Origin of the sequence: Paragemmobacter straminiformis (genome assembly GCF_014243445.1) — a bacterium.
Classification (GTDB): Bacteria; Pseudomonadota; Alphaproteobacteria; order Rhodobacterales; family Rhodobacteraceae; genus Paragemmobacter; species Paragemmobacter straminiformis.
This window is the reverse complement of record NZ_JACLQD010000003.1, coordinates 272,907-297,506: the sequence shown is the minus strand read 5'-3', so window position 1 is coordinate 297,506 and position 24,600 is coordinate 272,907. Positions and strand designations below refer to the sequence as shown.

Genomic DNA, 24,600 nt, shown 5'->3' with positions numbered 1-24,600 from the left:
GGCCGCGCCATGCATGACCATTCCGAAGCCTGCCCCGGATGCGCCGCGCCCGAAGTGGCCTTTGCCCGCCATGACCACAGCCATTGCGCCGCCGATGTGATGGGCCGCGCCGAGGTGCTGGCGAATGCCCAAGGCGCGCGGCTAACCCCCGTGCGGCGGCGGGTGCTGGAAATCCTTCTCGAAGAGCATCGCGCGCTGGGCGCTTACGAGGTGCTGGAACGCCTCGCCTCGGACGGGTTCGGCAACCAGCCGCCCGTGGCCTATCGGGCGCTGGATTTTCTGGTGGAACAGGGCTTGGCGCATCGCATCCAGCGGCTGAACGCCTTTGCCGCCTGCATGCACCCCGGCGAGGCGCATGCCCCGGTCTTTCTGATCTGCCACAGGTGCAACGCCGTGGCCGAGGCCGATGCCGCCCCCGTGCGCGCGGCTTTGGATGGCGCGGCGGCGGGCCTTGGCTTTGCCATCGACCGCAGCACGGTGGAAGCCGTGGGCCTGTGCCCGCGCTGTCAGGGAGGGCAGGCATGAGCCTGATCGAAGCCAAGGGGCTGTCAATCCGTCTGGACGGGCACGAGGTGTTGTCGCGCGTGACCCTGCGGGTCGAAGCGGGCGAGATCGTCACCATCCTCGGCCCCAACGGGTCGGGGAAATCGACGCTTCTGCGGGCGCTTCTGGGCATCCTGCGCCCTGCCGAGGGCGAGGTGATCCGGCAAGCGGGCCTGCGCGTGGGTTACGTGCCGCAGCGGCTTTCCGTCGACCGCAGCCTGCCGATGACGGCGCGGCGCTTCCTGTCCTTGCCGCATCGCGTGGCCGATGCCGATGCCGCCGCGGCCCTTGCCCGCGTGGGTGTCCCCGAGGTCGCCGCGCGGCAGATGGGCGATCTGTCGGGCGGGCAGTTCCAGCGCGTGCTGCTGGCCCGCGCCTTGCTGTCGCGGCCCGATCTTCTGATCCTCGACGAACCGACGCAGGGGCTGGACCAACCCGGCGAGGCCGCCTTTTACCGCCTGATCGAGGAGGTGCGGCGCGAAACCGGCGTTGCCGTGCTGATGGTGAGCCATGATCTGCACGTGGTGATGGCGGCGTCTGACCGGGTGATCTGCCTGAACGGCCATATCTGCTGCGAGGGAACGCCGCGCGTCGTGTCGACCGCGCCGGAATACCGCGCGCTGTTCGGGCTTGGCACCCAGGGGGCGCTGGCGCTTTACCAGCATGTCCACGACCACAGCCACGACCATGACCACGGGCACGGCCACGGGCACGGCCATGACCACGGGCACCCCCATGTGCAGCAGGCGGAGCATGACCATGCTTGACGATTTCCTGATCCGCGCCAGCCTTGCGGCCTTGGGCCTGTCGCTTGCGACGGGGGCGCTGGGGTCTTTCGTCGTCTGGCGGCGGATGGCCTATTTTGGCGATGCCACGGCCCATGCCGCCATTCTGGGCGTGGCGCTGGCCCTTGCGACCGATCTGCCCGTGGGGGCGGGCACCTTGGCCGTGGCGCTGGCGATGGCGGTCACGGTCTCGACCCTTGCCGCGCGGGGCTGGGCGATGGATACGACGCTGGGGGTGCTGGCCCATTCGGCGCTGGCCATCGGGCTTGTCGCCGTCAGCTTCGTGCCGGGCGCGCGCACGGATTTGCAGGCCTATCTGTTCGGCGACATTCTGGCCGTCTCGAAGGGCGATGTCGGCTTCATCTGGGCGGGGGCGGGGCTGGTGCTGGCGCTGCTGCTCTGGCGCTGGCAGGCGCTGCTGACAGCCACGCTGAACGCAGACCTTGCCCATGCCTCGGGGTTGAACCCCGACCGCGAGCGGCTGGTGCTGACGCTGGCGCTGGCGCTGGTGGTGGCCGTCGCTCTCAAGGTGGTGGGGGCGCTGCTGATCGCGGCGATGCTGATCATTCCCGCCGCCGCCGCGCGGGGGCTGGCGCGCAACCCCGAAAGCATGGCGATCCTTGCCACGCTGATCGGCGCGGGCGCGGCGCTGGGCGGGTTGCAGCTTTCGCTGTGGCAAGACACGCCTGCGGGGCCGTCGATCATCGCCGTGGCGGCGGGGCTGTTCGTGCTGTCGGCCAGCTTCGGACGGATGCGCCGGAACTGAGGCGCGGGACCGGAAGCGCGGGGCGCGGCATGGCGGAGAAAGGGCGTTAACCTTTCCTCAACCATCGCGGGGCAGGCTGGGGGCATGACCCACGGTTTCAACGATTCCCTGCCGCTGTTCACCGACGCCGACGAGGCGGCCGGAACCCCCTTGCCCGCCCATGCCGACGGCCGCCTGCCCAGCTATATCGCCGACCACCGCAAACGCCTGCGCGCGCGGTTCATGGAGGGGGGCGCGCAGGCCGTGGCGGAGTATGAATTGCTTGAACTGATCCTGTTCCGCGCCATTCCGCGGCAGGATGTGAAGCCGCTGGCGCATCTGTTGCTGCAAACCTTTGGCGACCTTGCCCGCATCGTGGCGGCCCCTGTGGTGCAGTTGCAGCGGGTGCATGGCGTGGGTGATGCGGTGATCCTCGAACTCAAGCTGATCGAGGCGGCGGCCCAGCGCATGACGCGGTCGCGGGTGATGCAGCGGCCCGTCCTGTCGTCATGGGCGGCGCTGCTGGACTATTGCCACACGGTCATGGCGCATCGGGAAACCGAACAGTTCCGCATCCTGTTCCTTGACCGCAAGAACGTGCTGATCGCCGACGAGGAGCAGGCCAAGGGCACCGTCGACCACGTGCCCGTCTACCCGCGCGAGGTGGTGAAGCGCGCGTTGGAGCTGAACGCCTCGGCGCTGATCCTTGTGCATAACCACCCCTCGGGCGACCCGACGCCGTCGCAATCGGACATCGCCATGACCGACCAGATCGTGCAGGCCTGTGCCGCCCTTGGCCTTACCCTGCGTGACCATCTGATCATCGGCAAAAGCGCCGAGGTCAGTTTTCGGGCGCTGGGTCACCTTTAGCCATCGCGGGACGGACCCAAAGCTCGACCCTGCGGTTCAGCCGCCGGCCCGCCGTGGTTTCGTCGCAGGCCATCGGCATCGCCTCGCCAAAGGCCATCACCTCGGGAAGCGCGGTATCGGGGGCGACCACCGCCGCCAGCGCATCGCGCACGGCCTTTGCCCGCGACTGCGACAGGGCAAGATTGGCCGCCGCAGCGCCGGAACCGTCGGAAAACCCCGCCAGAACAAGGCTTTCGTTGCGGAACAGGCCCGCATCCAGCATCCGCGCCAGATCGGTCAGGTTTTCTTGCGAGGCGGCTTCCAGCGTGCTCGAGCCGTCCTCGAAGCGGAAGGTCAGCGACACGCGCTCGGCCCCGTCCATCGCGCCGACCAACCGCTTGAGATCGTCGAGCGAGGTTTCCTCGCCCGCGCCGGCGATCGCGTTCATCAGGCGCAGCCCGTCGCCTGTCAAAGCCTGACGTTCGGGGCCACGGTCGACATAGCCGGCAGCCGAAATCGCCGCCTGCGCATCGGGCAGGGCAAGAAATTCGAGAAACTCGCGCGCCATCAGCGGCAGGCGCCGGCGCGGGGTCAGCAGGTGCAGGGGCAATGCCAGCGGGTAATCCTCGGCCTTGACGGCAAGGGACGAGGGCAGCAGCGGAAAACCGCATTTGTCGGTGAGCAAAAGGGGTTTGGCCTTGCCCGCAGCGCCCCGCGTCGTCACGGCGATGGCCCAGGGGTCGCGCGCCACGGCATCGGCCAAGGCGGCAAGGTCGCCATGCACCTTGGTCGCGGCGACATCGCGGCCAAGGCGGGCCGCCAGCGCATCGGCCACGCCGCTGCCCGGTGCCAGACCATGCAGCACCAGCGGCATGTCCGGCCCGCCCACCTCGGCCCAGTTCGACACCTCGCCCGACAGCACCCGCGCCAGATCGACCGAAGCGATCTTGGCCAGCGGATTGTCGGGGGCCGCCACCGGCACCAGCGCATCCATCGCCAGCACGCGCGCGCCGAAATCGGGGGCGGTGCCGACCGAAACCACCAGTTCCGCCCGCCCTGCGGCAAGGGCTGCCAAGGCCGCATCATGCGCCATCGGCTCGAAGGAGAATTCGGCCAGCACCTGCCCGCCCGCGCGTTCGACCAGCCATGTCACGACGCCGTCGGTCACCGCATCAAGCCCGCGCGCGGCGGCAAAGGCGGCGACCAGCGGACCCGTCAGCGCCTGCCCCGGCCCGGCCTCGCCCACCAGACGCACCTGCGCCTTGGGCGCGGTCAGGTCGGGGCAGCCGGGGCCGTCGCAGATGACGCCCTGACCATCCACCGTCAGCGGGCCGTACGAGGTGTCGATGCGGTAGAACTCGCCGTCCCATCCCAGCAAGACGCCGTCCAGCGCAAGGCCGCCGTCACGCGCGGTCAGCGTGACGTCCTGCGCACGGACCATTCCTGCCAAGGCGCAGCAGGTGACAAGCACCGCCACACCGAACCCCCGAAATCCCATGTCCCCTCGCGCTAGTCGGCGGCGGCGAGTGTCATGTCAGCCAGCGGATTGTTCAAGACCACAAAACCGCCCAGCGCATCGCATTCGGGCATGGCAAGCGTCAGGTCCTGCACCTGCGCGGCACCGGCCTGCGACAGGATGGTTTCGCCCATCAACTCGCGGCCGCAGACATCGGGCGTCACTTCGGCCTCGATGGTGACGCGGGCATCTTCGGGGTCGGGAAAGGTATAGACCTCGGCCAGCATCGCGGGCGTGGCCGAAGGGTCGCCCAAGGCCAGAACGCCGCCGTTCAACGCCGTCTTGTGGCCCGCCTCGCCGTAATCGGCCCCGCGTTCAAAACCGTTCAGCGCGAAGCGGTCGGCCTTTTGCCATTGCACAGCGATGCGGCGCAGGCCCGCAAGTTCGGGCACGGGGGCGGCGGCTTTCAGAACGGTGCCGTCATCGAAACGCGCTTCGATCTCGCCCTTGGCCTCCATCGCGGGAAGGGCCGTGAACAGCGAGCCGGTCGCAAGCGTCTTTTGCGCGACCGCGAGGCCGCCATGTTGCAGCACCACCCGCGCATCGGCGCGGCAGGGGGCAAGCAGCGTGATGCCGATCATCGCGCCCTCTTCGGCAAAGGCCTCGAGGCTGATGGCGCAGGGGTCATAGGCTTCGGCAAGGACCGGATCGGCAGCGGGTTCGGCTGCGGCTTCGGGGGCGGGTTCGGCGGCCGCTTGGGCCCGGGGCTGCGGAACGGCGGGGCTTGGCGCAAGCGGTGTCGCCGCTGCCATGCGCAAGGCGGGCTGCGCGACGATCTGCACCACGGGGTCGGACCGGCCGCCGAAGCTGTTCACCCCGACCGCGGCCAGCGCCACCATCGCCAAAGCCATCGCCACACTGCGCTTGCGGTTCATCGAACCTCTCCTGACCAGAACTCGTCCAGCCGGCAGCTTGCCCGCCGAAAGCGCCAAGGGCGTGGCACGGCTGCGTCGCAACCGTGGCGTGCGGGCATGAAAAAACCCCCGCAGAACCTGCGGGGGTTTTTCCTTTGCGGTTGCGGCGGGCCTAGACGGTGGTCTGGCCGTGGCAATGCTTGAAGCGTTCGCCCGACCCGCAGGGGCAGGGGTCGTTGCGCGACGGATTGCCCCATGTGGCGGGGTCCGCCTCGTCAAAGCCGGCAAGGCGGGTTGCAGGGGCCAGCGCCACGTCGGATGCGTCGGCGGTGGCCGAAGCGGGCGCCGCCTCGGGGGCCGAAAGCTCGGCCGCGGGGGCCGCTGCGGCGCGTTGCTGGGCGACGATCTGCTGCATCATCGCTTCCTGCTCGGCCTGTGTCATCGGGCGCACCAGCGACAGCTTTTGCGTCACATCCTGCCGCAAACCGTTCAGCAGGGATTCGAACAGCGCAAAGGCTTCGGTCTTGTATTCCGACAGCGGGTCGCGCTGGGCATAGCCACGGAAGCCCACGACCGACCGCAGATGTTCAAGCCGCAACAGATGCTCGCGCCATTTGGCGTCGATGGTCTGCAACAGCACCTGCTTTTCGATGTTGCGCATCGTCTCGGCGCCGAAGCCTTGCAGCTTTTCGGCCATCATCGCATCCGACCGCTCGACGATCCGCTCGCGCAGGGCGTCCTGGTCCACGCCTTCCTCGGCGGCCCATTCGACGACGGGCAGGTCAAGGTTCAGCTTGTCGATGCAGGCTTTGCGCAGCCCTTCGGGATCCCACTGGTCGGCATAGGTCTTGGGCGGCATGTAGAAATCGACCAGATCCTCGATCACCTGCAAGCGCATGTCCGAGGCGATTTCGTCGATGTCGTCGGCCTCCATGATGTCGAGGCGCTGGGCAAAGATCGCCTTGCGCTGGTCGTTCATCACGTCGTCGAACTTCAGAAGCTGTTTGCGGATATCGAAGTTGCGGCCTTCCACCTTGGCCTGCGCGCGTTCGAGCGACTTGTTCACCCAAGGGTGGACGATGGCCTCGCCCTCTTTCATGCCCAGTTTGGACAGCACGGCGTCAAGCCGTTCGGACCCGAAGATCCGCATCAGGTCGTCTTCCAGCGACAGGAAGAACGACGACCGGCCCGGGTCGCCCTGACGGCCCGAACGGCCGCGCAGCTGGTTGTCGATCCGGCGGCTTTCGTGCCGTTCGGTCGCCAGCACGTAAAGCCCGCCTGCCGCGATCACCGCAGCCTTTTCGTCGGCATGTTCGGCTTCGATCTTGCTGCGCACCTCGTCGGGGTGCAGATGCGGGTCGGCGGCGATGGCTTCGAGAACCTTCAGCTCGACGTTGCCGCCAAGCTGGATGTCGGTGCCGCGTCCGGCCATGTTGGTGGCGATGGTCACGGCCCCCAGCTTGCCCGCCTCGGACACGATCTTGGCTTCCTGCTCGTGGTGGCGCGCGTTCAGCACGTTGTGCGGAATGCCCGCCGCCGTCAGCATGACCGACAGATGTTCGGATTTCTCGATCGAGGTGGTGCCGACCAGAAGCGGCTGGCCCTTGGCATGGGCGTCCTTGATGGTGGCGACCACGCCTTCGTATTTCTCGCGTGCGGTGCGATAGACCTTGTCGTCTTCGTCCACCCGCGCGACGGGACGGTTGGTCGGCACTTCGACCACGCCCAGCTTGTAGATTTCGGCAAATTCCTCGGCTTCGGTCTGGGCCGTGCCGGTCATGCCGGCCAGCTTGTCGTAAAGCCGGAAATAGTTCTGGAAGGTCACCTGCGCCAGCGTCACGTTTTCGGGCTGGATCTGCACGCGTTCCTTGGCTTCGATGGCCTGATGCAGCCCTTCGGAAAGCCGACGGCCCCGCATCATGCGGCCGGTGAATTCGTCGATCAGCATCACCTCGCCATCGCGCACGATGTAATGCTGGTCGCGGTGGAACAGCTTGTGCGCCTTGAGCGCCTGCGTCATGTGGTGGATCAGCGTCGTGCTTTCGGGATCGTAAAGCGACTGGCCTTCGGGCAGCAGGCCCGCATCGGACAGCAGCTTTTCGATCAGCTCGTTGCCATCCTCGGTATAGGTGACGTTGCGGGTCTTTTCGTCCAGCGTGTAATGCTCGGGCCCGAGCTGCGGGATCAGGTCGTCGACCTTCTGATACAGCTCGCTGCGGTCCTGCGACGGCCCCGAGATGATGAGCGGGGTCCGCGCCTCGTCGATCAGGATCGAGTCGACCTCGTCCACGATGGCGTAGAAATGCCCGCGCTGGGCCATCTCTTCGATCGTCGATTTCATGTTGTCGCGCAGATAGTCGAAGCCCAACTCGTTGTTGGTCGCATAGGTGATGTCGCAGCGGTAGGCGGCGCGCTTTTCGGCCTCGCCCTGATAGGGATAGACGACGCCGGTCGTCATGCCCAAGGCGGCATAGACCTTGCCCATCCAGTCGGCGTCACGCTTGGCCAGATAGTCGTTCACCGTGACGACATGCACGCCCTTGCCCGCAAGCGCGTTCAGATAGACGGGGAAGGTCGCCATGAGCGTCTTGCCCTCGCCCGTCTTCATTTCGGCGATGTTGCCCTGATGCAGGAAGATGCCTGCCTTAAGCTGCACGTCGAAAGCCCGCAGCCCCAGCGCCCGCTTCGCCGCCTCGCGGCAATTGGCAAAGGCCTCGGGCAGCAGGTCGTCAAGGCTTTCGCCCGCCGCAACCCGTGCCTTGAAGGCTTCTGTCTTGGCCTTGATGCCATCGTCGCTTAGGGCGGCGAACTCCGGCTCCAGCGCATTGATCCTGGCCACGATCGGACGAACCGACTTGACCTTGCGGTCGTTCGGCGTACCGAACACCTTCCGCGCGAGCGTTCCGAGACCCAGCATGTTTTCTCCGCCTGGTCGTTACCTGACAAGATCGTGTGGCGCTCTGGCCTTGCCCGGCCCCAGCGCCTTCCATAGAAGAGCCAAGTGGACCCGGCAGGCCCCGCCGCACGCGACCCCCGCGAAATAAGGGAGAGGCCGGGCTTAGTCAACGTCGCGCAAGCCCGCGGCACGATCAGGAGAAGGTGAGATGGCGAAACATACCGGTTTTTGGATGGGCCTTGCGCTCGCATGCGCAACGGCGCTTCCGGCCCTCGCGCAGGATGCGCCTACGGTCGACACGGTGGTCGCCACCGTCAACGGCGAGGCGATCACGCTGGGCGAGCTGATCGTGATGCGCGAAAAACTTCCCGCGCAATACCAGCAGATCCCCGATGACGCCCTGTTCAAGGGCCTGATCGAACAGGCCGTGCAGCAGCTTGCGCTGGAACAATCGGTCACCGAAGGCAAGACCAAGCGCGACGAGCTGTGGCTCAAGACCGATGCGCGCGGCTACATGGCCGGCAAGGCGCTGCAATCCGTCGTCACCGCCGGCGTCACCGAAGAGGCGATCAAGGCCGCCTATGACGAGAAATACGCCAAGGCTCCGGACACCACCGAATATTCGGCGGCCCACATCCTTGTGGATTCGGAAGACAAGGCCAAGGAACTGAAAGCCAAGATCGACGGCGGCGCCGATTTCGCCGAACTCGCCAAGGCCAACTCGTCCGACACCGGTTCGGCCGTGAACGGCGGCGATCTTGGCTGGTTCGGCCCCGGCATGATGGTCAAACCCTTTGAAGACGCCGTCGTCGCGCTGAAACCGGGCGAGGTTTCCGGCCCCGTCAAATCCGACTTCGGCTGGCACATCATCAAGCTGAACGAAACCCGCGTCGCCGCGAAACCCGATCTGGAAGCCGTGCGTCAGGAACTGACCGAAGCCTTGCAGCAAAAGGTCATCGGCGACCACATCGCCAAGCTGACCGCCGAAGCCAAGGTCGAGAAGCCCGGCGAAGGGCTTGACCCCGCGCTGCTGCGTGACGCAACACTCTTCGACAAGTAAATCGATTCACACAGGGGCGCAGGCCATGGCCAAGACCGATTGGAAAGCCGAAGCAAAAGCGCTGAAAAAGAAGGTCAAGGAACTCAGGTCCAGGCTTGACCAAAGCCCCTCTGTTGGCAAACCGGCCAAGGGCGCGAAACCCGTTTCGCCCTTGGCCCCCAAAGACGGATTCCCCGAACTGCCGCGGATCGCGGGCGTGGAATTCGCCGCCGTCGAGGCGGGCGTGCGCTACCAGAACCGCAAGGATGTGATGCTGGTCCGCCTTGCCCCCGGAACAGCGGTCGCGGGCGTCTTCACCCGGTCGTCGACCCGTTCGGGCTGCGTGCGCGACTGTCAGGCCAAGCTGGCCACCCGTGGCGGAACCGACAGTGCCGCCGCCATCATCGTGAACTCGGGCAATTCCAACGCCTTCACCGGTAAGATCGGGGACGAGGCCGTCGCCGCAGTGACCGGCGGCGTGGCCGAGGCGCTGGGGATTCCCGCCACCCGCGTCTTTTCCTCGTCGACCGGCGTGATCGGAGAGCCGCTGCCCTATGACCGCATCACCGCAAAGATCCCCGACCTGATCGCGGAACTGCGCGAGGATGCCATCGACATGGCCGCAACGGCGATGATGACGACCGACACCTTCCCCAAGGGCGCTGCCGCGACCATTCAGGGGGACGGCGGGCCGATCCACATCGCAGGCATCGCCAAGGGTTCGGGGATGATCGCGCCCGATATGGCGACGATGCTGGTCTATATCTTCACCGATGCCAAAATTCCGCAGGCGACGCTGCAAAAGATGCTGTCGCGCAATCTGGACGCGACCTTCAATTCGATCACCGTCGACAGCGACACCTCGACCTCGGACACGCTGCTTCTGGCGGCGACCGGACAATCGCCCGCAGCCGAACCCAAGGGCGTGGTCGCCAAGGCCTTCGAGACCGCCTTGCAGGGCGTGATGCGCAACCTTGCCCATCAGGTGATCCGCGATGGCGAGGGGGCGACGAAATTCGTCGAAGTCCGCGTGACGGGCGCCGAATCCGATGCCGACGCGGCCAAGGTGGCCTTTTCCATCGCCAACTCGCCGCTGGTGAAAACCGCCGTCGCGGGACAGGACCCGAACTGGGGCCGGATCGTCGCCGCCATCGGCAAATCGGGGGCCAATGCCGACCGCGACCGCCTGACCATCCGCTTCGGAGACATCCTCGTTGCCGAAAAGGGGTGGCGCAGCCCGAAATACCGCGAAGAGGACGGCGCGAACTACATGTTGCAGGACGAATTGGTCATCGCCGTCGACCTTGGCCTCGGCCGTGCCAAACGCTCGGTCTGGACCTGCGACCTGACCAACCGCTACATCGAGATCAATGCGGATTACCGCTCCTGATTTCACATTCGCTCAAATATCCCGCAGGGGGTCCGGGGGACGCGAAGTCCCCCGGCGCTGGCAAAGAAACCCAACGCATGAAAACCGTCCTCGTCTCAGCCGTTGCCCTGATCGACGCCGATGGCCGCGTGCTGCTCGCCCAGCGCCCCGAGGGCAAGTCGCTTGCGGGCCTGTGGGAATTTCCGGGCGGCAAGGTCGAGCCGGGCGAAACCCCCGAAGCCGCGCTGATCCGCGAGTTGAAGGAAGAGCTTGGCATCGACACGCAGGCCTCTTGCCTTGCGCCGCTTACCTTTGCCTCGCATACCTACGAGTCGTTCCACCTGCTGATGCCGCTGTTTGCCTGCCGCCGCTGGCAGGGCACCCCCCACGGGGCCGAGGGGCAGAACCTTGCATGGGTGCGGCCCAACGCGCTGCGCGACTATCCCATGCCCCCCGCAGACCTGCCGCTGATCCCCATTCTGCGGGATTGGCTATAACTCTCCTTTCGGGCGAAAAAACTGTTGGAAAGCCGGGCGCGCTGTTCTAGCTTTTGACACAATAAGCCGATCTGGGGGGATAAGGCATGCTTCGTACCATCACACTCGGGTCTTGCGTCTCGGTTCAGGGCATCGTCGTCAAGCAACTGGCTGACGGCAAGCTTGTGGTCCGCGTCGACGAAAAGACCTTTGTCGGCCATCCGGTCACACCGCACCGCACCGCGTAACCGCGCGCTTCCGGTCGCAGCCGTCGGTCATGCCGCAACGAAAAAGGCCGCGCTTTCCAGCGCGGCCTTTTTCCTTGTCTGTCAAAACCATCAGGCCAGCGTGCGCTGCACTTCCTCGCGTTCGAAGATTTCGATCACGTCGCCCTGACGGATATCTTCGTAACGCTCGAAGGCCATACCGCATTCCTGACCGGACTGGACCTCTTTGACTTCGTCCTTGTAACGCTTGAGCGTCTTGAGCGTGCCTTCGTGGATGACCACGTTGTCACGCAGCAAGCGCACGCCTGCCGAGCGGCGGGCCACGCCTTCGGTGACGATGCAACCGGCAACCATGCCGACGCCCGTGACCTTGAACACTTCCTTGATCTGCGCGTAGCCGATGAAGGTTTCCCGCACTTCGGCCTTCAGCAGGCCCGAGGCCGCTTTCTTGATGTCATCCACAAGGTCGTAGATGATCGAGTAATAGCGGATCTCGACGCCCTTCTGGTGGGCGCTGTTGCGGGCCGAGGCATTGGCCCGCACGTTGAAGCCGATGATCGGCGCGCCGCTGGCTTCGGCCAGACCCACATCGGTATCGGTGATGGCACCGACACCCGAATGCAGGATGCGCACGCGCACCTCGTCGTTGCCGACCTTTTCGAGGGCCTGCACGATGGCTTCGGCAGAACCCTGCACGTCGGCCTTGACCAGAATCGGCAGCTCGGCGACCGACTTGTCGGCCTTGGCTTTCGCCATAAGCTGTTCCAGCGTGGTCGCGGCACCGGCGGCGGCGCGTTTGTCCTTGGTGACCTTTTCGCGGTAATCGGCGATTTCACGCGCCTGCGCTTCGGTTTCCACCACGTTCAGAACGTCGCCCGCTTGCGGCGTGCCGTTCAGGCCCAGCACCTCGACCGGAACCGAAGGCCCGGCTTCGGCGACGGTTTCGCCCTTGTCGTTGATCAGCGCGCGCACCTTGCCCCACTGCTCGCCGACGACGAAGATGTCGCCCTTGCGCAGCGTGCCGTTCTGCACCAGCACCGTCGCCACGGGGCCACGGCCCACGTCAAGCTTGGCTTCGATCACCGCACCCTGCGCCGCCCGCTTGGGGTTGGCGCGAAGTTCGAGGATTTCCGCCTGAAGCGCGATGGCTTCCAGAAGGTTATCAAGGCCCTTGCCCGTCTTGGCCGAAACCTCGACGTCCTGCACATCGCCCGACATGGCTTCCACCACGATCTCGTGCTGCAACAGGTCGGTGCGGACCTTGGTCGCATCGGCGCCGGGCTTGTCCATCTTGTTGATGGCCACGATCAGCGGCACCTTGGCGGCCTTGGCATGGGCGATGGCTTCCACCGTCTGCGGCATGACCGCATCATCGGCGGCAACCACAAGCACGACGATATCCGTCACCTGCGCCCCGCGCGACCGCATGCTGGTAAAGGCAGCGTGGCCCGGCGTGTCGAGGAAGGAAATCACCGAACCGTTCTCGGTCGTGACCTGATAGGCGCCGATGTGCTGGGTGATGCCGCCGGCTTCGCCGGACACCACGTTCGCCTTGCGGATCGCATCGAGAAGCGAGGTCTTGCCGTGGTCGACGTGACCCATGATCGTCACGATCGGCGGGCGGGTGATCAGATCCTCGTCGCGGTCGCTGACCGCCTCGATCGCCTGTTCCACGTCGGCATCCGACACGCGCACGGCCTTGTGGCCGAATTCCTCGATCACCAGTTCGGCCGTATCGGCGTCGATGGCCTGGTTCATCGTGACCATCATGCCCATCTTCATGAGCGATTTGACCACATCCGCAGCCCGTTCGGCCATGCGGTTCGCCAGTTCCGAAACCACGATGGTTTCGGGCAGCTGCACGTCGCGCACCTGCTTTTCGGATTTCTGGCCCAGACCCAGCGCCTTTTGACGCGCCTTTTCCTGCTTGCGCTTCATCGCGGCAAGCGACCGCTGGCGACCACCCTCGTCCGCCGTGGCGTCAGAAAGGGTCAGCTTGCCGGCGCGGCGGCCTTCGTCACCCTTGGTCTTGGCGCGGTCACGGTCGGTCGCGCGTTCGTCACGCTCGCGTTCCGATTTGCGCGGCGCCAGCGACGGGCCGAGGTTCTTGGTGCGCGGCACGGCGGCATCGGCACCACCCGGCGCGGGCTGTCCGGCACCGGCATTGTTCTTGTCGACCGGCTTCTCGACCGGCGCCGGAGCCGCAGGCTGCCGGCGGCTGGTGCCAAGAACGTCGGCCTTGCGGGCGGCGGCAGCGGCGACGCGCGCCTCGGCCTCGGCCCGGCGGGCGGCTTCTTCCTCTTCGGCCTTCAGGCGAAGGGCTTCCAGACGCTCGCGCTCTTCACGCTCTTTCGCCTCGATTTCCTCGCGGCGGCGCTGGCGGTCCTCGCCACGCAGCTTCTCGTCCTCGGCCCGCTTGGCCGCATCTTCGGCCTCGCGTGCCTTGGCAGCCTTCAGGGCCGCCAGACGGCGTTCCATTTCGGCATCCGAAATGCCCGCCGGACGCTTCGAAGGGTCACCGAGATGCGGGTTCGCCCCCGGCGCCGCAGCACCGGCCGCGCCTGGCTTCGCGGGAACCACAACGCGTTTGCGCTTGGTCTCGACCACGACGCTTTTCGTCCTGCCGTGGCTGAAGCTTTGCTTCACCTGCCCCGAACGCGGAGCACCACCACCCAGGCCGAGGGGTTTCTTGCCGTCAGTATCGCTCATGCCGTCTTCGTATCCTCTCCGGCGGTCTCGCCGCCGATCAGCCCGCGGATGCCCGCAAGCCTTGCCGCTTCCTCTACAACACGCGTCGTGAGTCCACCAGCCGCAAGCGCGGCGTGTATCGCACGTTCGCGCCCGAATGCCAAACCCAATTCCCCTGCACTCAGGCAACGAATCAACGAATCCGCACCCGCAGGGGGGCGCAACTTCGCGTTCCCGCGTTCCGACCCGTCACTGGCCTGAATCAGGATTCGCGCCTTTTCCTTGACCAGCCAGTCCTTGACCTTTTCATAGCCGGTCACAGCCAAACCCGCCTTGCGCGACATCGACACAAGGTCGACGCAGCGCCGCACCAGCTGGGCCTCGATCAGATCGGCAAGCCCGTCGGGTACCTTTACCGGCTGCCGCGCCGCGCGGGCGAAAAGCCCCTTTGACGCGGCCTTTTCAATCGCCTTGCGATCGGCCGTCACATAGAAACCGCGCCCGGGCAGACGCCCGAGAACATCGGGCACCACCTCGGCGTCGGGGCTGACCGCAAAGCGGATCAACCCCGCCTTGGGCTGCACAAGACCCGAAACGATGCACTTGCGCTCCGCTTCGTCCTTGTCGTCGTCCCGACCACCCCGAGTCACCGCGGCGCCCTCCCGAGGCCTCAGGCCTCGGCCTCCTCGTCTTCCGCGTCCTCGTCCGAGGCCGTGGCGAGTTCGGACGGATCGACCCAGCCCAGCATGACGCGCGCGGTCATGATCAGGGTTTGGGCTTCCTCGAGGCTCATCTCGAATTTCTCGAGCAGACCTTCGTCCTTCTTGCGCTGCCCGCCTTCGGTCGTCCAGCCACCGGCCAGTTCCCAGTCGGCGCAGGTCGCGAAATCTTCCAGCGTCTTGATGCCGTCTTTCGCCAGCGCTTCCACCATCTGGGGTGTCAGGCCGTCGAATTCGATCAGGCTGTCCTCGACGCCCAGCGCGCGGGCGTTTTCAAGCGCCTTGCGGGCCTGCTCTTCGATGTAGTCGCGCGCACGGGCCTGAAGCTCGCCCGCGGTGCCTTCGTCGAAGCCGTCGATGGACAAAAGCTCGTCCACTTCGACGTAAGCCACTTCCTCGAGGTTGGTGAACCCTTCGGCGACCAGCAGCTGCGCCATCATCTCGTCGATGTCGAGCGTGTCCATGAACAGCTTGGTGCGCTCGGCGAATTCGGCCTGACGGCGCTGGCTTTCCTCGGCTTCCGTAAGGATGTCGATATCCAGACCCGTAAGCTGGCTGGCAAGACGCACGTTCTGGCCACGGCGGCCAATGGCCAGCGACAGCTGCTCGTCAGGGACGACGACTTCGATCTTGCCGGCTTCCTCGTCGATCACGACCTTGGAGACTTCGGCAGGTTGCAGCGCGTTCACAAGGAAGGTCGCCTGATCCTGGTTCCACGGAATGATGTCGATCTTTTCGCCCTGAAGCTCGTTCACGACGGCCTGAACGCGGCTGCCGCGCATACCGACGCAGGCACCGACCGGGTCGATCGAGTTGTCATAGGAAATGACCGCGATCTTGGCGCGCGAACCGGGGTCGCGGGCGACGGCCTTGATCTCGATGATGCCATCATAGATTTCCGGCACTTCCATCTTGAACAGCTCGGCCATGAACTGCGGGTCGGTGCGCGACAGGAAAACCTGCGGCCCGCGCGGTTCGCGGCGCACGTCCTTGATGTAGCAGCGGATACGGTCGTTCGGGCGATAGCTTTCGCGGCCGATCTTCTCGTTGCGGCGCAGGATGCCTTCGCCACGGCCGATATCGACGATGATGTTGCCGTATTCCTCGCGCTTGACGACACCGTTGATGATGCTGCCCTTGCGGTCCTGGAATTCCTCGAACTGGCGGTCACGTTCGGCTTCGCGGACCTTTTGCAAGATCACCTGCTTGGCCGATTGCGCGGCGATGCGGCCCAGATCGACGGGCGGAACCTCGTCGATCACCTCGTCACCGACAGCCGGATCGGCCAGATAGGATTTGGCCTGCTTGACGGTCAGCTGCGCGTGGTGATTCTCGAGCGCCTCGTCCTCGACAACGGTGCGGACGCGGGCAAAGGTCGCGCGGCCCGTCTTGCGGTCGATCTTGACGCGGATATCCAGCTCGGACCCGTAGCGCGACTTGGCCGCACGGGCGAGGCTTTCTTCCATCGCCTGGATCACAAGCTCCGGGTCGATCATCTTCTCGCGGGCGACCGCTTCGGCGGTCTGGAGAAGTTCAAGCTGGTTCGCAGAAGTAATCGCCATCATGGGCCTCCCGGATTAGTGTCTGGTCTCGGGCGTGTCGGACGCGTCTTCGTCGTCCTCGTCGCCTTCGGTTTCTTCGATCTCGTCGAACTCGCTTTCGTCGACGATCCCGGCCGCCTTGCGCTGGCGCAGCATTTCCGCGATCAGCTCGTCGGTCAGGATCAGCTTGGCATCCGACAGCCAGTCGAATTTCAGCCCGATGGTCAGCGGCGCGCCGCCTTCCTCGATCTCGATCAGCACCTCGTCGCCCTCGGTCCCTTGCAGGGTGCCTTTGAAGCGGCGGCGGCCGTCGATCAGTTCGGTGGTTTCGATGCGGGCCTCGTAGTCGACCCACATGTCAAAGTCTTTCAGCCGCGTCAGGGGCCGGTCGATGCCGGGGGACGAGACTTCGAGGATGTAATTCTCTTCGATCGGGTCTTCCACGTCGAGGACGGCGGAAACCGCGGTCGAGATCGCGCCGCATTCATCGACGATGATCCCGCCTTCGGGACGGTCGGCCATGATCTGCAGGATGCGTGTCTTGCCACCCATCAGGCGAATACGCACCAGTTCGAACCCCAGCCCCTCGATCACGGGGCCGACGATGTCGGCAAGGCGACGGTCGATGGCGGTTTTTGCGATAAGGTCTGACATCTCGGCTTTCGGATAAGGCGGGGCGGAAAACAAAAAAGCGGGCACAGCGGCCCGCTCGCGTGGATCGTTGGCGTCAGGTTTGGACCCTCACACCGCTGTTGAGGGGCATATACGCCCGAGGGGGCGAGTCTGCAAGGGCTATTGGAGCGCCAGCGTCACCACGGTTGCGCCGATGGTCACCACCACACCCAAAAGGGCAATGACGATGGTCAGCAAGAAACGGCGCGCTGCCTTGCTTTCACGCTGGACCAATTTGTTCATCTCGTCACGCGCCGTGTCGAGCCGGTTGCAAATGGCAACCAGACGCTCGAACAAGCGTTCGAAATCGGAATGGTCCGGCGTCTTGTCCTCGCCCGCCTCGCGCGCTTCGGCGATCCGCTGGGTAACGTCGGCGCAAAGCGCCAGAATGTCGCTCCAGTCCGGAACAACGGACGAAATCATGACCTTGCGGTAATCCTGTTTGAACAGATCGATCCGGTCGAACGCGAAAAGGATGCCCGCCTCGCTCGCCTCGTAGGTCGCGCGCTTGCAATGGTTGATCGCGCGCTGCAATTCCTTAGCCGTATCCACATTGCTGTCGACAGGTGCCACGGCATTGATCAGATGATGCGCCACATAGCGCAGTTCATTGATTGCGGGCACACCCGCCAAAGATACGAAACGCTGAACCTTTTTGGCCGTCCTGTCGGCAAGATCATATTCCTGCCGCAGCGTCGCAAAGGCGTCAGGCTTCTTGCCAGAAGCCTTCTTTGCGGTAGCGCCGGTACTTGGCATCAACATCTGCCTTCACAAAAAACTCACCGAACTGAAGCCGCAGGTTCCCGTGCGAATGTTCTGCGACCAACACGCGGTCACGGGCGCGGCGGTTCTGCGCGGCCACGGCATCCGCGGTAAGACCTTGCAGAGACAGCGCGATCAGATCGAAGATTTTCATGCCACCACCGATTCTACAGGCAGGTGAGAGAGACGATTTCATCTGCCAAGTCAACCCATGCGCGAACGCTGTGCAGGTATAGACCGCGCGGCAATGGCTGTGAATCCATCGCCGGCTTTACCCTTCGGCCTGTTGCCAACCGGACTCAGCCGCCCGCGCAAGCGGTCAAGCCGCACCATCCCTGATCCCGTCCATCACCCGCACCAGAGCCTCGCTGATGCCGGGTTCGGACAGGGCGTGGCCTGCCATCGGCACGATGCGCAGGGCGCAGCTGTCCCAGCCCTGGGCCAGTTTCCACGCGGCGGCGGGTGGGCAGATCATGTCGTAGCGGCCCTGCACGATCACGGCGGGCAGGTGGGAGATGCGCTTCTTCTCGCGCAGGATCCAGCCGTCCTCCTCGAGAAAGCCGCCGTTGTGGAAGTAATGGTTCTCGAGCCGCGAGAAGGCCCGCGCGTATTCGCCGGGGCTTTCGCCCGTCATCCCGTCATTGTGGACCGAGGCCAGCGCGTTCTCCCAGTTGGCCCAGATGCGGCCGAAGCGGGTTTCCTCCATCAGGTTGCCGGAAAACAGGCGGCGGTGATAGGCGGCGATCAGGTCGCCGCGTTCGTCCGACGGAATGGCGTTGACGAAGCGCGCCCAAAGCTCGGGAAAGAACACCCCCGCCCCGCCGCCGTAGAACCAGTCGAGTTCCTTGCGCGTCATCAGGAATACGCCGCGCAGCACCAGATGGGCCGTCCGTGTCGGGTGGGTGATGGCATAGATCAGCGCCAGCGTGGCCCCCCAGCTTCCGCCGAACAGGATCCAGCGGTCGATTTCCAGCGTCTGGCGGATCACCTCGATGTCGCGCACCAGATGCCATGTCGTGTTTTCCGACACGCTCGCATGCGGGCGCGAGCGTCCACAGCCGCGCTGGTCGAACAGGACCACACGATAGACCGCGGGGTCGAAATAGCGCCGCATCGCGGGGCTGCACCCGCCGCCGGGGCCACCATGCAGAACGACCACGGGCACCCCTTGCGGGTTGCCGCATTGCTCCACATAGATGCGGTGTCCATCGCCCATGTCGATCACGCGCTGATCGAACGGGTCGATCGGCGGGTATAAAAATTCGACTGCGCGCTTTTGGCCTGATCTGTGATCCATCATCGCCCTATATAACGCGCCAAGGCCGGACCACCAAGGCAAACGAAAGGCGCATCATGCAAACCCAATCCACCATCGACCCCGCCGAGGTCGCCAAGTTCGAAGCGATGGCTGCCGAGTGGTGGGACCCCAACGGCAAGTTCAAGCCGCTGCATATGCTCAACCCCTGCCGCCTTGGCTATATCACCAGCCAGATCGCCGCCGAATTCGACCGCGACCTGACCGGGCCGCTGCCTTTTGCGGGCCTGCGAATCCTTGATATCGGCTGCGGCGGCGGGCTGCTTTCGGAACCGATGGCGCGGCTTGGCGCAACGGTCGTGGGGGCCGATGCCGCCCCGCGCAACATCCCTGTGGCGCGGCTTCATGCCGAACAGTCGGGGCTGGACATCGACTACCGCCACACCACCGCCGAGGACCTTGCCGCAGCGGGCGAACGCTTCGACGTGGTGCTGAACATGGAGGTGGTGGAACATGTCTCGGACCCGCTGGCCTATCTGACCGCCTGCCGCGACCTTTTGAAACAGGGCGGGCTGATGGTCTGCTCGACCCTCAACCGCAATCCGAAAAGCTTCATGATGGCGATCATCGGGGCAGAATGGGTCATGCGCTGGCTGCCCAAGGGCACGCATGACTGGGCCAAGTTCATCACCCCGGACGAGCTTTACGACCTGCTGCGCCGCGCGGGGCTTGACCCTGTCGACCGCAAGGGCATGGTCTTCAACCCTGTCGCATGGTCGTGGTCGCTGTCCTCGCGCGATCTGTCGTGCAATTACGCGACGACAAGCATCCGGCGCTAGGCGGAAATTGACGCAATTTCCGCGTCGATTTCTGGCGCAGAAATCGGACCCTGCGGTTGGTCGCCCGGAATTTGCGCCAAATTCCGTCGCGATTTCTGCGTCAGAAATCGATTCTTTCAACGCTCGGTCAACGCCTCGGACCCCCGCCACAGGGGCTTGGTCAGATAGGTCAGCACCGTCTTGCCGCCCGTCAGCAACTCGACCTCGGCCTGCATGCCGGGGCGGATTTCAAGGCTGTGCTGCCGTTCGGTGAGCTTCGACATATCCACCCGCAACGTCACCTTGTAATGCGGGTCGCCGTTCGGGTCGCGCGAGCGGTCGTCCTTGAACGTATCGGCCGAGATGAAGGTCACGGCGCCCTTCAGCGTGCCGTAGATCGTGTAGTCATAGGCCGACAGCTTGACCGTCGCCTCTTGCCCCAGACGGACGCTGGCGATGTCCGAGGGTTTTACCTTGGCCTCGATGAACAGCTCCTCGTCGAGAGGGATGATCTCGAGGATCTCCTCGCCCGGCCGGACCACCCCGCCGATGGTGGTGATTGCAAGGCGGTTCACCACCCCGCGCATCGGGGCCACCAGCACCGTCCGCGCCAACTGGTCCTGCGACAGTTTCAGCTTTTGCCGGAACGAGGCAAGATCGGCCTGCACCTTGGCATATTCCGAAGCGCGGTCGAGGTCGGTCGTCGTGACCACCTCGTTCAGCCGTGCTTCGGCGTCGTTCTTTTCCTTCTTCGCCCGCGTCACCTCGACCTCGGCGGCCACGTCGCGGTCGAACATCTTCTGCGTCATTTCCAGTTCGCGCGCGGCCTGTTTCAGCACGGCCTCGGCGCCGCTGCGCTTGGTGTCGAAATCCGTCTGCCGCGCCGCCAGAAGCGCGCGTTCCGACGCCACGATATCGGGCACCCGCGCCGCCTCTTCGGCAGGCACGTCGAAATCGGCCTTGCCCGCCTTTTCCGCTTCAAGCCGCAGGCGGCGGATGTCGAGCGCGGCGATCTGGTCGGTCAGGTCATCGACCGTGGCCTGATATTGCGTGCCCTGCAACCGCGCCAGCGTCTGGCCCGCCTGCACCACATCGCCCTCGGCCACGGTCAGTTCGGCCAGAATCCCGCCTTCGAGGTTCTGGATGATCTGCGGGCGGCTTGACGGCACCACCTGCCCCGGGGCGCGGACGATTTCGTCCACCCATGCAAAGCCCGCCCACAGCAGGAACAGCCCCAGCGTCGCCGCGATCAGCCAGACGGTCAGCCCCGCCCGCCGTGCCGAACCCGCAAGCGGCATGTCGAATGTCGTCATTGCGCCGCCTTTGCCAGATGCGCCAGCACGGCATCGCGCGGGCCATCGACCGCCAGCTTGCCGCCCTGCAAGATCACCGTGCGCTGGGTCAGTTGCAGAATGGGGATGCGATGCGTGGCGATCACCGCCGTCCGCCCCGCGAGCCACCCGCCAAGGCGCGACACCAGTGTCGCCTCGAGCGTCTGGTCCAGCGCTGCGGTGGGTTCGTCAAGGATCGCGACCGTAGGGTCCTGCAACCACAGCCGCGCCCAGCCAAGGCTTTGGCGCTGCCCGACCGAGACCCCTTCGCCCATTTCCCTGATCTCAAGGTCAAGCCCGCGCGGATGACTGCGCACAAAGGGCCCCAGCCCCGCGAAATCGAGGGCGTCAAGAAGGCGGTCGTCATCCCGTTCAAGGGCGTTCATCGTCAGGTTCGACCGCAGCGTGCCGGAAAAGAGGCGCACTTCCTGACCAAGATAGCCGACCTGCCGCCGCAGATCGCGCGGGTGGATCTGGCCAAGGTCCAGCCCGTCCAGCATCACCCGCCCGCCCGTCGGTTCATAAAGCCCTGCCAGCAGCTTCAGCAGGGTCGATTTGCCCGACCCGTTCGCCCCCAGCACCGCCACATGCTGCCCCGGCGGGATTGCCAGCGCCGGAACGTCCACCGTGGCGCTTGCCTTGGCGTCATAGCGGAACTCGACCGCGCGCAGCTCGTAGCCGCCCTTCAACCGCTCGCGCCGCAGGTAATGCCGCCCCGGTTCCTCGGCCTGCTTGGCCTTGGCGACCGACTCCAGCCCCTGCAAGGCGGCCTTGACGTTGGACCACCGCGCCAGCGTGCCGGACAGTTGCGCAAGCGGGGCCAGCGTCCGGCTGGTCAGCATCGACACGGCGATGATCGTGCCGACCGTGTAGGTTCCGGCAAAGACCTCGTAAGTGCCGACCATGATGGCAAGGATGTAGGTCGCCTGCTGCACCCCCTGCGCCCATGTGGTCAGCCATGTGGTCAGCAACCGCTGGTCCGACGACTTTGCCGCCGACAGGGCCACAAGCTCGGCCCAAAGCCGCGCGACCTTTTCCTCGCCGCGCTGGGTGGTCAGGGTTTCATGCTCGAACACCGCTTCGTAAAGCAGCCGGGCCGACCGTGTGCTGGCCCCCTGTGTCGCATGTGTCAGGGCCACCATGCGCTTTTGCAGCAAAAGGCCGGGCACCACCATCAGCACCCCGCCCGCGACGAGAACCCAGACGATATTGCCGCCGATCATCGCCACAAGCGCCAGAAAGATCACCAGAAAGGGCAGGTCGGCCACCGTGCCGATGGTGCTTGCGGTAAAGAATTCGCGCACCGATCCGAAATCGCGCATCGCGGCGAACAGGGCTGAAGGTTTGCGCTCTCCGGGTGCGGCCTTCATGCCCAGCAGCCGCTGCATCAGCCGCCCCTGCACGTCGAGTTCGATGCGCTTGCCCGTCGCATCCATCAGGGCCGAGCGGGCGATGCGCAGGGCCGAATCCATCGCAATCGCCAGAAAGGCCCCCAGCGACAGCACCCAAAGCGTCGGCTCGCTTTGATGCGGGATCACGCGGTCGTAGATTTGCAGCGAATAAAGCGCGATCCCCGCCGCCAGCAGGTTCGACACCAGCGAGGCGGCCGAAACCTCGGCCATGGCGCGCTTGTGGCGGCGGAACTCGCTCCAGAACCAATGCGCCTCGGCCGCGGTTTCGGCATGGCGGGCTTCGATCTGGGCAAAGCCTGCGCGGACGGTCAGCAGCTTTCCGGCATAGGCGGGCAGGAAATCGGCCAAGGGAATCTCGGCCCGACGGTCGGGCGCTTCGGCGTCGAAGATGGTGGCGCTGATGCCCGAGAGGGACAGCGCCAGCACCACATGGCCGCCCGCCATTTCCACCAGCGCGGGCAGATCCTCGGCCCGCAGGTCGGGGCGGGTGGCCAGCGTGGCGGTCAGCCCCGCCACCTCGCGCAGGGCCTGACCAAGCGCCGCAAGCGCGGGCCGCTCGCCCGCGCCGGCCTTGACCAGCGCCTCGGCCAGATCGGCCCCGGCCACCTCGGCCCCGACAAGCGCCGCAGCCGTGGCCGCAAGCCGCGCGCGCATCTGCAACGGCCCCGCTTCGACCTTGGGCGCGGGCTTGGGCGGCTGCACCGTCGCCCCCGCCACCCGCACCGGATGCATGTCGAACGAGATGACCTGCGTTGTCACATCGGCGCCCCGTCCACCAGCACGCCCTGTTCCGCCGCCACGGCAACCTCGCGCAGGGCGATTTCGTATCCCAGCGCGGTCTGGTCGCGCTCGAGACGCAACGCCGCATCGTATTGCCCGACAAGTTCCACCAGCGACCGCCGCCCCGCGCGGTACTGCTCGACAAAAAGATCAAGGTTCCCCATCGTCTGCCGCAGCACCTCGGCCCCTTGGGCCTGCCGGGTGCGCAGTTCGGCCGCTTCGCCCTGCATGGCGGCGATCCGGCGGGCGGCAGCTTGCCGCGCCTCGTCGAGCTGACGCGCGACCAGTTCGGGTGTCGCCTGCAAGGCGCGCAGCCGCGCCCCGGTGCCAAAGCCGAAATTCGCGCCGCCCAGCCGCAGCCCCGACCGCACCGCCCCCGCCCCATCGACAGAGGCCGTCGCGGCCAGACCGGGCAAGGCCCCCGCCCGTTCGGCCCGCGACAGGGCCACGGCCCGCGCGCCCTCGCCCTGCGCTTTCAGCACCGACAGCGGCACGGCATCGGCAGCACCAAGGGGTTCCACTCCGCGCAGGCCCGCCAAGGGACGCCCCGCCAGCATCGCCAGCTCGTCCAGCGACCGCGCCGCCATCTGCATGTCATTGGCATAGGTTGCCTGCATCTCGGCCCGCTTCTGCGCGGCGATCTGCTCTTCCGAACGGTCCGAAAGCCCGCCCGCAACCCGTTCGCTGACCATATCCTGAAAGGCCGAAAGCCGTTCGACCCCGCGCTGCGCCACCATGGCCTGCGCGCGCGCCTGTTCGGCCTTGATGTAAAGCGTCAGCCCCTGACGGACGCGGTCGTTCAGATCGGCGGCAAGCACCACCGCCGCCACGTCGACATCGGCCGCCGCCACGGCGCGTTCGGCCTTGCGCCGCCCGTTGTCGAGCAGCGCCATCTCGGCCACGATCTGCGCCGCCATCACGCCCAGACTGTCAAGCGTGACCACAGGCCCGATGGTGGGAAGCCAGTTCTTGTCAACCGCTTCGGCGTTCAGCCGCGCCATCTGCAATTCCGCCGCCGAAGCCCCGCTCGACGCTGCGACCACGGCACTTGCCACGGCGGCATAGCTGCCCCCCTGCGGCACGACCGACCGTCGCGCCCGCAGATCGGCGATCACCGGAAAGTCCGACGCGGTGCTGCCCTCGGCGGCAAAGGCCTTGTGCTCCACTTGATCTGCCGGAGCGCGCGCCTTGCCGAAACCCTGCAATCCGGGCGACTGCAACCCGCCCAGACATCCCGAGAGCAGCACCGCCAAGGCCAGAGCGGCGGGCAACCGCGGCGCTGCCCCTCCGACTGACCAAAGGCGCAAAACGGGGGTCATGGCG

The 24,600-nt window shown here is 65.8% G+C and carries 22 protein-coding genes; 9 read left to right on the top strand and 13 right to left on the bottom strand.

Going from position 1 to position 24,600, the window contains the following annotated elements; translation table 11 throughout:
* Positions 1-9 precede the first annotated feature (9 nt).
* From H7F16_RS11950 to radC, 4 genes are all read left to right on the top strand, one after another.
* On the top strand, positions 10-525 hold the full coding sequence (locus H7F16_RS11950; protein ID WP_185797828.1) for a Fur family transcriptional regulator: 516 nt from the start codon (positions 10-12) through the stop codon (positions 523-525).
* A complete protein-coding gene (locus tag H7F16_RS11945) occupies positions 522-1,310 on the top strand; it encodes a metal ABC transporter ATP-binding protein (RefSeq protein ID WP_185797827.1) in 789 nt (262 codons plus the stop codon). The genes H7F16_RS11950 and H7F16_RS11945 overlap by 4 nt, the downstream gene beginning before the upstream one ends.
* On the top strand, positions 1,303-2,094 hold the full coding sequence (locus tag H7F16_RS11940; protein ID WP_185798133.1) for a metal ABC transporter permease: 792 nt from the start codon (positions 1,303-1,305) through the stop codon (positions 2,092-2,094). Before H7F16_RS11945 ends, H7F16_RS11940 begins: the two co-directional genes overlap by 8 nt.
* Positions 2,095-2,178: 84 nt before the next feature.
* Positions 2,179-2,943 (top strand): RadC family protein, encoded by a 765-nt coding sequence (radC, locus tag H7F16_RS11935; protein WP_185797826.1) that lies wholly within the window; start codon positions 2,179-2,181, stop codon positions 2,941-2,943.
* Here radC and H7F16_RS11930 read toward each other — a convergent pair.
* The 3 genes from H7F16_RS11930 to secA all read right to left on the bottom strand — a co-directional run bounded on the left by H7F16_RS11930 (position 2,915) and on the right by secA (position 8,209).
* Positions 2,915-4,420 (bottom strand): phosphate ABC transporter substrate-binding/OmpA family protein, encoded by a 1,506-nt coding sequence (locus tag H7F16_RS11930; RefSeq protein WP_185797825.1) that lies wholly within the window; start codon positions 4,418-4,420, stop codon positions 2,915-2,917. The genes radC and H7F16_RS11930 overlap by 29 nt on opposite strands.
* A gap of 11 nt (positions 4,421-4,431) precedes the next feature.
* A complete protein-coding gene (locus H7F16_RS11925) occupies positions 4,432-5,313 on the bottom strand; it encodes a hypothetical protein (protein WP_185797824.1) in 882 nt (293 codons plus the stop codon).
* Between the two features lie 151 nt (positions 5,314-5,464).
* Positions 5,465-8,209, bottom strand: a complete 2,745-nt coding sequence (gene secA / locus H7F16_RS11920; RefSeq protein ID WP_185797823.1) for a preprotein translocase subunit SecA — start codon at positions 8,207-8,209, stop codon at positions 5,465-5,467.
* Positions 8,210-8,396: 187 nt separating this feature from the next.
* Between secA and H7F16_RS11915 the strand changes: the two genes are divergently transcribed.
* From H7F16_RS11915 to H7F16_RS11900, 4 genes are all read left to right on the top strand, one after another.
* Positions 8,397-9,248 (top strand): peptidylprolyl isomerase, encoded by an 852-nt coding sequence (locus tag H7F16_RS11915; protein ID WP_185797822.1) that lies wholly within the window; start codon positions 8,397-8,399, stop codon positions 9,246-9,248.
* A 25-nt stretch (positions 9,249-9,273) separates the two neighbouring features.
* Positions 9,274-10,617 (top strand): bifunctional glutamate N-acetyltransferase/amino-acid acetyltransferase ArgJ, encoded by a 1,344-nt coding sequence (gene argJ / locus H7F16_RS11910; RefSeq protein ID WP_185797821.1) that lies wholly within the window; start codon positions 9,274-9,276, stop codon positions 10,615-10,617.
* Between the two features lie 77 nt (positions 10,618-10,694).
* Complete coding sequence (gene mutT / locus H7F16_RS11905; RefSeq protein WP_185797820.1) at positions 10,695-11,093, top strand: 8-oxo-dGTP diphosphatase MutT; 399 nt, start codon at positions 10,695-10,697, stop codon at positions 11,091-11,093.
* An 86-nt stretch (positions 11,094-11,179) separates the two neighbouring features.
* Positions 11,180-11,320: a hypothetical protein gene (locus H7F16_RS11900; protein ID WP_185797819.1), complete on the top strand. Its 141-nt coding sequence runs from the start codon at positions 11,180-11,182 to the stop codon at positions 11,318-11,320.
* Positions 11,321-11,410: 90 nt separating this feature from the next.
* Here the strand turns inward: H7F16_RS11900 and infB are convergent, their stop codons facing one another.
* The 7 genes from infB to pip all read right to left on the bottom strand — a co-directional run bounded on the left by infB (position 11,411) and on the right by pip (position 18,978).
* Positions 11,411-14,008 (bottom strand): translation initiation factor IF-2, encoded by a 2,598-nt coding sequence (gene infB / locus H7F16_RS11895; protein WP_185797818.1) that lies wholly within the window; start codon positions 14,006-14,008, stop codon positions 11,411-11,413.
* On the bottom strand, positions 14,005-14,637 hold the full coding sequence (locus tag H7F16_RS11890) for an RNA-binding protein (RefSeq protein WP_185797817.1): 633 nt from the start codon (positions 14,635-14,637) through the stop codon (positions 14,005-14,007). Before H7F16_RS11890 ends, infB begins: the two co-directional genes overlap by 4 nt.
* A 20-nt stretch (positions 14,638-14,657) precedes the next feature.
* On the bottom strand, positions 14,658-16,268 hold the full coding sequence (gene nusA, locus H7F16_RS11885) for a transcription termination factor NusA (RefSeq protein ID WP_185797816.1): 1,611 nt from the start codon (positions 16,266-16,268) through the stop codon (positions 14,658-14,660).
* A 15-nt stretch (positions 16,269-16,283) separates the two neighbouring features.
* A complete protein-coding gene (gene rimP, locus H7F16_RS11880) occupies positions 16,284-16,901 on the bottom strand; it encodes a ribosome maturation factor RimP (RefSeq protein ID WP_185797815.1) in 618 nt (205 codons plus the stop codon).
* A gap of 138 nt (positions 16,902-17,039) precedes the next feature.
* Complete coding sequence (locus tag H7F16_RS11875; protein ID WP_185797814.1) at positions 17,040-17,543, bottom strand: hypothetical protein; 504 nt, start codon at positions 17,541-17,543, stop codon at positions 17,040-17,042.
* An 82-nt stretch (positions 17,544-17,625) separates the two neighbouring features.
* The gene (locus H7F16_RS11870) at positions 17,626-17,835 is read right to left on the bottom strand and encodes a hypothetical protein (RefSeq protein ID WP_185797813.1); all 210 of its coding nucleotides are present in this window, start codon (positions 17,833-17,835) and stop codon (positions 17,626-17,628) included.
* Positions 17,836-18,000: 165 nt separating this feature from the next.
* Positions 18,001-18,978: a prolyl aminopeptidase gene (gene pip / locus H7F16_RS11865; protein ID WP_185797812.1), complete on the bottom strand. Its 978-nt coding sequence runs from the start codon at positions 18,976-18,978 to the stop codon at positions 18,001-18,003.
* Between the two features lie 56 nt (positions 18,979-19,034).
* Between pip and ubiG the strand changes: the two genes are divergently transcribed.
* Entirely contained in the window at positions 19,035-19,775 is a 741-nt protein-coding gene (gene ubiG, locus H7F16_RS11860) for a bifunctional 2-polyprenyl-6-hydroxyphenol methylase/3-demethylubiquinol 3-O-methyltransferase UbiG (RefSeq protein WP_185797811.1), read from the top strand.
* Positions 19,776-19,891: 116 nt separating this feature from the next.
* Here the strand turns inward: ubiG and H7F16_RS11855 are convergent, their stop codons facing one another.
* Genes H7F16_RS11855 through H7F16_RS11845 form a run of 3 tightly spaced genes read right to left on the bottom strand, consistent with a single transcriptional unit; the run spans position 19,892 to position 24,596 of the window.
* Positions 19,892-21,067: a beta-barrel domain-containing protein gene (locus H7F16_RS11855; RefSeq protein WP_185797810.1), complete on the bottom strand. Its 1,176-nt coding sequence runs from the start codon at positions 21,065-21,067 to the stop codon at positions 19,892-19,894.
* Complete coding sequence (locus H7F16_RS11850) at positions 21,064-23,256, bottom strand: ATP-binding cassette domain-containing protein (protein WP_338402003.1); 2,193 nt, start codon at positions 23,254-23,256, stop codon at positions 21,064-21,066. The genes H7F16_RS11855 and H7F16_RS11850 overlap by 4 nt, the downstream gene beginning before the upstream one ends.
* Positions 23,253-24,596: a TolC family protein gene (locus tag H7F16_RS11845; RefSeq protein WP_206682601.1), complete on the bottom strand. Its 1,344-nt coding sequence runs from the start codon at positions 24,594-24,596 to the stop codon at positions 23,253-23,255. The genes H7F16_RS11850 and H7F16_RS11845 overlap by 4 nt, the downstream gene beginning before the upstream one ends.
* Positions 24,597-24,600: the final 4 nt, after the last annotated feature.

Bases quoted from the DNA above. Each gene is read 5' to 3' on its own strand.
- pip (WP_185797812.1), bottom strand. From the start codon at position 18,978: ATGGATCACAGATCAGGCCAAAAGCGCGCAGTCGAATTTTTATACCCG.
- H7F16_RS11915 (WP_185797822.1), top strand. From the start codon at position 8,397: ATGGCGAAACATACCGGTTTTTGGATGGGCCTTGCGCTCGCATGCGCA.
- H7F16_RS11930 (WP_185797825.1), bottom strand. From the start codon at position 4,420: ATGGGATTTCGGGGGTTCGGTGTGGCGGTGCTTGTCACCTGCTGCGCC.
- H7F16_RS11870 (WP_185797813.1), bottom strand. From the start codon at position 17,835: ATGAAAATCTTCGATCTGATCGCGCTGTCTCTGCAAGGTCTTACCGCG.
- ubiG (WP_185797811.1), top strand. From the start codon at position 19,035: ATGCAAACCCAATCCACCATCGACCCCGCCGAGGTCGCCAAGTTCGAA.
- H7F16_RS11950 (WP_185797828.1), top strand. From the start codon at position 10: ATGCATGACCATTCCGAAGCCTGCCCCGGATGCGCCGCGCCCGAAGTG.
- mutT (WP_185797820.1), top strand. From the start codon at position 10,695: ATGAAAACCGTCCTCGTCTCAGCCGTTGCCCTGATCGACGCCGATGGC.
- H7F16_RS11925 (WP_185797824.1), bottom strand. From the start codon at position 5,313: ATGAACCGCAAGCGCAGTGTGGCGATGGCTTTGGCGATGGTGGCGCTG.
- radC (WP_185797826.1), top strand. From the start codon at position 2,179: ATGACCCACGGTTTCAACGATTCCCTGCCGCTGTTCACCGACGCCGAC.
- H7F16_RS11945 (WP_185797827.1), top strand. From the start codon at position 522: ATGAGCCTGATCGAAGCCAAGGGGCTGTCAATCCGTCTGGACGGGCAC.
- infB (WP_185797818.1), bottom strand. From the start codon at position 14,008: ATGAGCGATACTGACGGCAAGAAACCCCTCGGCCTGGGTGGTGGTGCT.
- H7F16_RS11940 (WP_185798133.1), top strand. From the start codon at position 1,303: ATGCTTGACGATTTCCTGATCCGCGCCAGCCTTGCGGCCTTGGGCCTG.
- H7F16_RS11900 (WP_185797819.1), top strand. From the start codon at position 11,180: ATGCTTCGTACCATCACACTCGGGTCTTGCGTCTCGGTTCAGGGCATC.
- nusA (WP_185797816.1), bottom strand. From the start codon at position 16,268: ATGGCGATTACTTCTGCGAACCAGCTTGAACTTCTCCAGACCGCCGAA.
- secA (WP_185797823.1), bottom strand. From the start codon at position 8,209: ATGCTGGGTCTCGGAACGCTCGCGCGGAAGGTGTTCGGTACGCCGAAC.
- H7F16_RS11855 (WP_185797810.1), bottom strand. From the start codon at position 21,067: ATGACGACATTCGACATGCCGCTTGCGGGTTCGGCACGGCGGGCGGGG.
- argJ (WP_185797821.1), top strand. From the start codon at position 9,274: ATGGCCAAGACCGATTGGAAAGCCGAAGCAAAAGCGCTGAAAAAGAAG.
- H7F16_RS11845 (WP_206682601.1), bottom strand. From the start codon at position 24,596: ATGACCCCCGTTTTGCGCCTTTGGTCAGTCGGAGGGGCAGCGCCGCGG.
- rimP (WP_185797815.1), bottom strand. From the start codon at position 16,901: ATGTCAGACCTTATCGCAAAAACCGCCATCGACCGTCGCCTTGCCGAC.